Annotated in this window: 10 protein-coding genes; all 10 read right to left on the bottom strand. The window is 36.1% G+C overall.

Going from position 1 to position 9,723, the window contains the following annotated elements; all coding sequences use genetic code 11:
• Positions 1 to 35 precede the first annotated feature (35 nt).
• Entirely contained in the window at positions 36 to 338 is a 303-nt protein-coding gene (locus tag DW917_RS15345) for a glycosyltransferase family 32 protein (protein ID WP_118120126.1), read from the bottom strand.
• Positions 339 to 347: 9 nt separating this feature from the next.
• A complete protein-coding gene (locus DW917_RS15340) occupies positions 348 to 1,265 on the bottom strand; it encodes a glycosyltransferase family 2 protein (RefSeq protein ID WP_118120124.1) in 918 nt (305 codons plus the stop codon).
• Positions 1,266 to 1,279: 14 nt separating this feature from the next.
• Positions 1,280 to 1,987 carry a DapH/DapD/GlmU-related protein gene (locus tag DW917_RS15335; RefSeq protein WP_118120122.1) on the bottom strand — a complete coding sequence of 236 codons (708 nt, stop codon included), beginning with the start codon at positions 1,985 to 1,987 and terminating at the stop codon, positions 1,280 to 1,282.
• 6 nt (positions 1,988 to 1,993) lie between these two features.
• Positions 1,994 to 2,443 (bottom strand): hypothetical protein, encoded by a 450-nt coding sequence (locus DW917_RS15330; protein ID WP_147344227.1) that lies wholly within the window; start codon positions 2,441 to 2,443, stop codon positions 1,994 to 1,996.
• A gap of 55 nt (positions 2,444 to 2,498) precedes the next feature.
• Entirely contained in the window at positions 2,499 to 3,026 is a 528-nt protein-coding gene (locus DW917_RS15325) for an acyltransferase family protein (RefSeq protein ID WP_118120118.1), read from the bottom strand.
• The gene (locus DW917_RS15320) at positions 3,008 to 4,303 is read right to left on the bottom strand and encodes an O-antigen ligase (protein ID WP_147344226.1); all 1,296 of its coding nucleotides are present in this window, start codon (positions 4,301 to 4,303) and stop codon (positions 3,008 to 3,010) included. The genes DW917_RS15325 and DW917_RS15320 overlap by 19 nt, the downstream gene beginning before the upstream one ends.
• A 6-nt stretch (positions 4,304 to 4,309) precedes the next feature.
• Complete coding sequence (locus DW917_RS15315; protein WP_118120114.1) at positions 4,310 to 5,572, bottom strand: glycosyltransferase family 4 protein; 1,263 nt, start codon at positions 5,570 to 5,572, stop codon at positions 4,310 to 4,312.
• Between the two features lie 304 nt (positions 5,573 to 5,876).
• Positions 5,877 to 7,019 (bottom strand): polysaccharide pyruvyl transferase family protein, encoded by a 1,143-nt coding sequence (locus tag DW917_RS15305; protein ID WP_118120110.1) that lies wholly within the window; start codon positions 7,017 to 7,019, stop codon positions 5,877 to 5,879.
• Positions 7,016 to 8,236 (bottom strand): Coenzyme F420 hydrogenase/dehydrogenase, beta subunit C-terminal domain, encoded by a 1,221-nt coding sequence (locus DW917_RS15300; RefSeq protein ID WP_118120108.1) that lies wholly within the window; start codon positions 8,234 to 8,236, stop codon positions 7,016 to 7,018. Before DW917_RS15300 ends, DW917_RS15305 begins: the two co-directional genes overlap by 4 nt.
• 290 nt (positions 8,237 to 8,526) lie before the next feature.
• Positions 8,527 to 9,660, bottom strand: coding sequence for a glycosyltransferase (locus DW917_RS15290; RefSeq protein WP_118120104.1), 1,134 nt, complete (start codon positions 9,658 to 9,660; stop codon positions 8,527 to 8,529).
• Positions 9,661 to 9,723: the final 63 nt, after the last annotated feature.

The raw sequence follows: 9,723 nt of genomic DNA, 5'->3' as shown, positions 1-9,723 counted from the left end.
CTTATAAAATAAGTTAAACTAAAATGCTGCGGAATTTAGGAAAAAGAAAAGTTCAGGAACTCATCGAAACTTTTATATACCATCACATCGGTATCCATATAAATGCCACCTTCTGTATAAATGGCATAATGGCGGATATAATCCGATGCCAATGACCACTTCTTTTTCTGAATCGCCTCTTTCGTCCATACGACAGAATCTAAATCGAAGTTACTTTCATTCCATTCCTTGATTTGGTAATCAGGCATAGTCTTTTTCCAACTTTCAATGCAACGTTTAACACTAGGAGTCTTCGCTCCCCCACCTAACCAAACGTAATGTATAATCTTTGGTATCATAATTCAAAATTAAATAAAATGTAATATAAACATAACCATCCTCACCCAGAAGGAAGGATGAATCTTTGTACGATAATTCTCCAGTAATTCTGTTTTCTGCTTTTTAGTAAGCAGAACCTTATTTCTCCTAATTTCTCCAAGCGGATACTTTGTATAAAACCACTTGTTGCCATAACCTTGTTTTGTAGCAAACTCGGAAAGCCACTTGGCATTATCAGTTAGTGAATGAATCTTCCTTATCAAAATTGGCACAGATTTGTCTGGCGAAATATTTTCATTACTCTTTCTCCACAGCACTTTGGCTTTCTCACAGGTATCAATACCGCCAGCTGCATCCGAGAATTTCACCCAACTGATAAAGTCACTCCCCCAAGCCAAATCAAAGTTTTGAAATCTTCCATTGTCGAAGAATACGTCTCTGCGCACAACGAACTCAACAACGAAACTAATCAAATGACCTTTCAGTTTCTCATCTAGATAAAATTTAGACGAACAAAAATCAGGGAACTTAGGCAATGGTGAAATCTTACCTGTTGCATTATCTAGACGATTCACGTTAAAATGAATCAAACCTGCCTTCGGTTTTTCCTTGATAGTTTTATAAAACTCCTCCACACAGTTCTTTTCCATCACATCATCGTCAGAAAATAGCCAAAGCCAATCTTCCCCTTGCGTCATATCAATGCAACGCTCCCATTGAGCTACAAGATCCTTGCCACCTAGGTTTGTATCAAAGCGTTTATACACTAAGTTGATTTTATCCCTATACTTATCTACAATCACCTCTAAGTTGTTAGGACTACAGTCATCGCCTATATAAAGCGTGAAGTCCTGACAAGTTTGAGCTGCAATGGAATCCAAAGCAGCGGCAAGAAATGTTGACTTATAGGCAGGGATAACTATTGCTAAATCATTTTGTTTTACCATATTATTTTTTTGAATCAATAAAATCTGCAAGACTTACCATTAAATTTATATCTCAATTTTCTTGGTCTCTCACTTACCTTCTTGGCAGGAATACCTGCTACCACAGCGTAAGGCTCTACATTTTTCGTAACTACGCACCCCGCACAACATACAGCCCCTTCACCAATATGAACACCAGGTAGAACGATGACGTTAGAGCCAAGCCACGCCCTATCATCTATCTCTACCGAGAACTTCATCTCATCCTCTGGAAGACAATTGAAATCCGGGTCTCGATAATCATGCTGTAGAGTATAAATAGAAACATTACTAGAGAGATTGACATTTCTCCCCATGGTCAATCCACGGCGAGCATCCAATATGGCATTATCGCCAACAATCGTACCATCTCCAAGCGTCAACCGCTCCGGACATCTCACTTCTGTTCGAAAATGAATCGTCACATTCTTTCCCATCTTCACTCCTAGTCCTCGATAAAGCCAAGTACGTAAGTGAACGGAAGGAATCATCCCTATCTGGAATAGGACAAATCTACCACCCCCGAATCTCAGGAAATGTTCTATCACCCTCATTGGAAATCGCAAAACATAAGCTAGTTTGCGATTGCTAGCATTTTGTCCTACAGCCCCCATAGCCATTAATGGATAATATAAAACACAGAATATCCATTTGGCATAGAGCAAGAAGACCAAAACTACAAGAATAGCCAATATAGTTTTCATTTTAATTTAACTTTTATATTTTTTCTTTAAGTATAAGATACCTATAGGCACACCAACTCCCACAATCGAATAGAGCCCCCAAAAAGACGATGCGTAATCGCTGATAATAGGGAACTGCGAAACCATCGCTACCGGAAGCCCATAGATGAGTACTATCAGCAACGACACCAACTTAAAGGAAAGAAAGTGCCACGTAAGGACTTCCAAGGTATGGTCACCTATAAACAGTAACAATGACGTAATAAGGTTGTCCCTTTGTGCTATAGCATGACTGATATTCAACATCATGATCGTGCCCATGATAGCACAACAGGAATAAGGGATGATTTGCAATGTCGTATATACCAACATGGAAGTTCCGAACCAGAAGCTTCCAATTGCTACACAAATCGCAAACGCCAATGTATGATACCAAGCATCCGTCTTGATGCCCCATAGCTTATAGCATCGTCCCATTACGATAAAGAAGGATGCGAGAAAGCTACGTGAGCATATATGAAAGAACGGCACTTCAAAATCGGTAAATGAAAGCCCAATGGTAAGCAAGAGCAAAACGCCCCCCGAAAAATTGATTCTTTACAAATTTAAATACCAAAAGCGACACGAAAGCACCAATGAAGAGTTCCTTGATAAACCAATATCCACCCAACAACTGCTCGGTCTCGTTCATGGCAATCACAATCTTTGCCGCACAGAACAAAGACTCCTTGATGCCATAGAGGTGAGACACGATACCCTTCCATCCATACACATCACTATATATGTTCGCATAAAAGAACACGTTGTGCAAGACGAGGAACAACAACGACCACTTGACAAACGGCACGTAAAGTCCCTGGATTTTATTCACAGTATATTTTTTGCCCTCGCTCAGATATTTTTCCTTGAAGCAGTATCCGCTGACAAAGAAGAACAGCGGCATATGGAACATATTGATGAAAGCCGCTCCTTGATGGAAGACGGAGTCGAATCCGGCATGGCATATCACCATCAATATAATGGCGATAGCCTTGGCTATGGTTATTCTATTTTCGCACATGGAGACAAACTATAATTATTTCTATTCATTTGAGCTAGAGCCATTCCTGTCATAAACATCATCGGAATCTTTGTATCAAGAGTACCTGTTGATATCGAGAAGAATACAAAACCTAATACATATGCTATTACCAATGAAGCATTCGCTCGATCTTGTTTCTTTTGAAAAAAAGCATATAAGACTATTGCTAACCATATAAATATTTCCAAGAAAAGTCCAACAAACCCTCGCTCTATCAACAAAATGTAGGAATAGCTTTCCAATCCTAATAAATGCCAATCACCCTTAAAATTATCGGAATTAAATCCCATCACATCAGTAATATAGTCCAATCCATGCCCTAATACTGGTTTTTCTGCAACGACTAACATCGCATAATAAGTCTGCTCATCTCTCATTTCCAGAGAACTTCCACCTACATCTTCATTACCCAAAGCTGTATTTATCATAGAATCAACTTTCTCTTGCACCATTGGAACAGTCAAATATACCGGAATTGCCAATAAACATAACATGATACCTTGCCTTACCGCTCGACTCAAATTATATCTAATTAAGACTATTATTCCCCCCATCAAAAGGAATGCAGCCAAAGCTGTTCGACTTCCGCATACAAATACATTAAAAGCCAAAAGCAACATTAGAATCAGATTTTTTCTCTTTTTCCAATAAGGCAAGTATTCATAAAATAAAGCACCACATACCAAACCATAGGCAATAGGATGACTCCAAGTAGATGCAATACGCACCCTCTCTCCAAAGTAATAGTTATCAGACAGTACATGGGTATTAAATGCAGACGAAACAAAATTTTGAATTGGATTCTGACGTATGATAAATGATAAAACTCCATATAACATAACACAATACAATGTCCTAACAATTGGCTTTGAATTAAACGTCTCATCTTTTATGCCCCAATACATCAAAAGCAATATAAAATACGTATCCATCAAGAAGACAAATGGTTTATATATTTTATAGAAAGCATTCAAATGTGGAGAATTAAAAGATATAACCAAAAGCACTAATATATATATATAAAGTGCCCATTTAATCGGAAATCTTTTGTTACCAGTTTCTTTATGCTTTAATACAGAAGCCCAATAGCAAATCAGAAGAAAACGATGACAAGGAATTTGCGGCTTACTAAGCAATATAATTGCTGAAGAAAAAATCATCATCGTACATACAAACCAATCAAAACGTCTTTGCCCTATGCTTGAATAGATTTTATATCCACAAAATAATATAACTAAAATTATCAAATAATTCATAACTAACTATCTATTATTCAATATTTGTTTATATGCACTCATCAAAGAAGCATAGATTTGCTCGTCATTATGACGTTCTCTTGCAATCTTATAATTAGAGGCAGACATCTTCTTCAACTTTTCTTCATTACAATATAAATCAATAATGCGAGAAGCAAGATAATACGGGTCATTTGTAGGTACAAGAGCATTGCTTGGATAATCATCTGCAAACAAAGAAGCTACACCACCTACATTTGTCGCAATGATAGGTAGACCTATATACTGAGCTTCGCAAACAGCATTTGGACTATTATCAATATATGCTGTATGGATATAAATCAGCGAACTCAACAATAAATCTTTAACTTTTTGAGAATCACAAATACCCAATGGTATGACATTAACATCAGAACTTTTAATCTTCGCTTTTTGTTCAAAACGTTTCATATCAAAAGCTGTAGGTCCACATAGTTTCCATTGAAAGTTAAACGGCGCATACTTTTTCAATACCTTAGCTGTTTTAAGTACCAAATCTAGTCCTTTCAAAGGTGTGCCAGCACCTGTTGTTACAAATGTAACAGTTGATTCTTTCTGTAAAGACCATTTTCTCTTCTCAATAACAAAAGCATCTCGTAAAGCTTCACTACAAAAGTAATATTTTGAATTCGGATTATATAATTTAGTAATGGCTTTATCCCATTCAGTCCTTCCAAAATAATTCTCATTCATCTCCAATATTTTCTCCTCTCGATTCGCCCTATCTTTAGATTTCATATCATCCAACAATCGGTTCAAAGGACTTGTAGGTTTATACCAACGGGAAAGGACATAATCTAACTTGCTGAAGCCTGGAGGAAAGCTAGAATTTCTATATTGTGGCCAAAATCCTTGCATATGTATGACAACAGGTACGTCCACATATGGTTTTATCAAGCCAAAATTCCATTCACTCCCAAAGACTTGGATCAAATCTGGCTTAAAATCATTAATAACCTGAAAATACTTCTCCAAAGCTACAGTATCAAAATATTTATTTGTATATAAGTCTCTCAGTTTATCTATTGTTGACCTATGTATATATATAGGATAATATGTTACATTTCCATCATTTTTTACAGGAGCATTTTTTTCAGAAGAAATAAAAACTATTCCCAAATCAATTTCGCCATGAGCCATAACACTTCTTTGCAAAGACTCAATCCATCCTCCTCCATTAAATTGGTTATGCTGCGAGCCATACAAAGCTGAGGTTATAGAAAACCAAAGAACTCTCATTTTTCTATCCATATCTATTCTAATTCATATTTCCCCAAATACCTCTTCATATCAAGGTCTTCGAAGATTTTTAATAATAACAAAATAAACAACACGAGAAGCTGTAAATTATTATGCAAAAGCTTCTCTTCAGAAAAAGAATGTGTAGTACCATACGCATAGTTGTTGCGGATGGCAGGACCATACGTAAACTTCTCATTGCTCAAATAATAACTAAAGAAATCTCGCTCGGCTGAGCTCAGCACTTCAGACATACGTTTAACGTACATCTGGATGCTCAAATCGTATAAGCAATAGAAGTGTACTCGGTCTCGATTCATGATAGATTACAATTTAAAAAATCCTTACTTTTATTTTTAAGTATGGACAAAGAAGATGAAACTTGACGCCAATCTATCAAATGCTCCCCCATTTCCTTAGGATTCATTCTTTCCTGCAATGATAGGGACGACAAGAGATCTAACATTCTTGAAGAATTATTATATCCTACCAAGTTGAACGTATAAAACTCCTTCTCTAAAATGACAGAGAATGCTGTAGCATGGAAAGAACTTGCCACAACACATGCAGCATTATTTATCAATGCTAAAAATTCAAGAGGACCAGCATCATTGATATTCATATCTGCATATATACGCTCTGAAAAATCATTGATGGATATTATCTTCAGATTGTGGCTCGCGGCATAGTTCTTGGCAAATGCTATCATTTTCTCATCATTGCCAAGGAAATCATAAACCAAAAGGTAATGGTTAGGACTCAAGCCATACAAGTTTCCTTTTACTGCAAGTCTTGTCCACTCTTCTTTACTCAACAAAAATACAGGATCAAGCACTACACATATATCTTTTATCCCTAATGATTCCAAAATTTTTGCACCAGTATGTTCTCTTACAGACACTGCATCAAATCGTTCGACTCTCTCTTTGACAAAATCACTCCATCCATCAGCAATTACATTTGTCGCCAAGCTTGCCGCATAAGAGAGTCGTTTCACTTTTTTATTTCCGAAATCAAGATAATAGCCAGGTTCTTTTCCATTCTCACTGAACGTGTTCCAAATCTGGTCACTTCCCGCTACATATACATCTGCCGTAGGAGGATTGTTCTTTAACCCATCTGAATCATGATAGCTTACTGTGGTAAGGTGATAAAATTGCTTTTCAAATTGATCAAATGCAGCCTTACGTCCCCACGTCTTGAACATTCCTCCTTTATAAGCTTTATATGGATACCAGATATAACGCATAAATGGCAATATCTTAATAATTTGAGCAGCCCTACCTATAGCATTTCTAGGCATCCAGAAAGGATTATATCTATCACAATGAAACCAAGGATTAAAGTCTATGATTTCAACCTCATGTCCCAAAGTTTCCAAATAATGCTGCAAAGCATAAGCTTGCAAACTCGCACCATAATTATATACATGATGACAAGTGATTGTCTTTATCTTCATTTTACTATCTTCTTAATAATGTTCTTAAAACTTCTTATAGGATGCTTTATACGTTCTAACTGTCGCTGTTGTTTTCTATAAGCTGCTAATATATGGCACACATCTTGAATATTCTTAGAATCATTTTTTAATGTTTCTAATATCTTATTATATGCTCCAATTCTTTGTGGACAAGTCTTCATTTGTCCCTCCGCAACAACATCAAAAGAATGCTCTACTAATTCACAATTACATTGCTTCAATACCTCATTTCCTTTTTGAGTAAAAGCAACAGCTCCACTAACACCATCTTCATCATCATTATAAGTCTTTCCCCATAAGTCACCGATACGTATATCAGCAGAAGAATGGTCATACTTATACTTACAATGGTCATAGCATTGTTTTCCTAGACAACAGTCACCAAGGAAAAGCTGATAGAACATATCACCTTGTGATAATCGGCTTTCTATATAACTTTTTTTTCCCCTTATTAACATATCGTAAGAATCATGCCAATTTATCTTCTCGCCTTGTTTCTCACCATCAATGCCCATTGCCCAAGAGTCATGCCAGCCCGTCCATTTGTTACGCCACGAAGCATAAGTAATCTTGCCCACTTGCTTCTCGGCCCATTCTGTATATTTTTTCCATACCAACATAGACGGTACTCCATGGCAGAAGAAATCAAGCAGTACAAAGTTGTCTTCACAACGGAATTTTCGAATGTATCGACGGAAAGAATCTATTTGACAAGGAGTGCCAGTCACCAAATACTTCTCCTTTCGATTGATTGCCTTAAATCCATCAACCGTGTAGCTTTGGATATACTTGCTACCAGCACTCGGAATCAACTCCTCTACTGTTGTTGCAATATAATGTTCTGCTCTGTTCTTATCGGCATCATACCGCACTCCGCAAACTTTATATCCCAGTCCTAACAGATACTTACCGATTTCAAATCCTGCACCTCCTGATGAACACTTTCTTCTGACCAAATGTTCTTTGCTCCATGCTGCATAAGGATGAATTTCCAGGTTCTGCAATGACAAGTCATCATGGAGATAGGCACATACTTCTGTGCAAATACCACAATTTGTACACTTACTATCGTCTGTAATGTGTGGCTCATAAAAGCCATCCTCATTCAGACCTATTTCTATTATTTTTCGTCCACAAGCCGTAGCACAGACACCACAGCCATAACAATCGTGAACTTTACTGATATTATTACACATATAAACTATTTTCCTATCATAATTTTTAAATACTTACTTGAAACACCCTTTCATATATTCTTTCCAAGGCTTATAATAATTAGTACGAAGTCCTGTTATTACAAAAAACTCCCATGAAAAAGGAATTATATATTGACTCAAAACTATTCAAAACATGTGCTACAGTATCATCAACATTTGTTGCTTCATCCATGTGAGAAATGACCACTATTATCATCAACAATCCTTTAGCAATGTCAACCCAACGGACTCGTTTACTTTTTTCCCCTAAAGATATCTCCATATATAAACTATTGAATCAATTCATTAAACATGTTTATCCACTTAGCACCAATAGAAGATATACTAAACTTTTGAGCTGTTTTCATTGCATCTAAAGCCATTTGCCTTCTCCTCACATCACTACTCATAAGCTCATATAAATTATTTGCATACTTCTTTTCATCTTTAGGTGGAATAATCATACCATCTACCGAATCTGTAACAATATCATGCAATGCCGTATAAGTATCGAACGCCATTGGGACACATCCATTTTGCATAGCTTCAGTAAGTGTCATCCCAAAGCCTTCAAAATTGGAAGTCATCATAAATATGGATGCTTTCTCATAATAAGGCAATGGATTTTTAACCTTGCCAAGAATCTTTATGTTTTCTATCTGCAATTCTTTGATATAGTCCATTAGCATTTGTTCATCAGGCCCATAGCCACCCATAACAAGTTGCCATCCTTTCGTTCCTCGCTTTTCTATCTCTTTCCAAATACGCATTGCAGCACATAGATTCTTTTGGACTTCATGATATCTAGATATTATCAAGACTATCTTTTCCTTTTTTTCGATGTCTGTCGGTTGCTCCAATTCGAAAGACAAAGGATTGGAAATAGAACATAGTTTATCTGAATCGCTTACTTGAATCAATTTCAAGAAATCTTTTTCAAACGATTTTGACAATAGGACAAACTTATCACAAATATCAAACATGTTTCTATATCTTCCATACCTAATGTCTTTATGCAAAATCAACTTATATAAAGATTGCTTAATCTTCGCCTTCAAAGACAAAGGGTAAAAGTCAAAATAGTCAGGTGATAAATGAAAGCAATTGACAATCTTACATATATGCTCATTTTTAACTGTTGTGTAAGCATCAATCAAAAAGTTCATATATAGGTCTTGATTTATAATTATATCAATTTGCTTTTCCTTGATATATTTGATATAACGCGAACTATTAACAGTATCGCTTGCTTTAATATTCAATCTCATTTTTCTGTCTTCTGGTATATCTACATTATCCACAAGATAAAAAGCGAAATAACAATTAAATCCTTTTTTTTCGAAGAAATGATAAAGAATATCTGTCACCCTTTGGATTCCACCTCTATAAGGGTCAATTGAAGACTCAAAAAACAATATATTCATATCAACGATGTATTTTATTTAAATAATCCTAAATTCCGCAGCATTTTAGTTTAACTTATTTTA

The sequence above is a fragment of the Prevotella sp. AM42-24 genome (assembly GCF_003461825.1).
In the GTDB taxonomy this organism is placed as follows: Bacteria; Bacteroidota; Bacteroidia; order Bacteroidales; family Bacteroidaceae; genus Prevotella; species Prevotella hominis.
The sequence above is the reverse complement of the archived record's forward strand: the minus strand, read 5'-3'. Positions and strand labels throughout refer to the sequence as shown.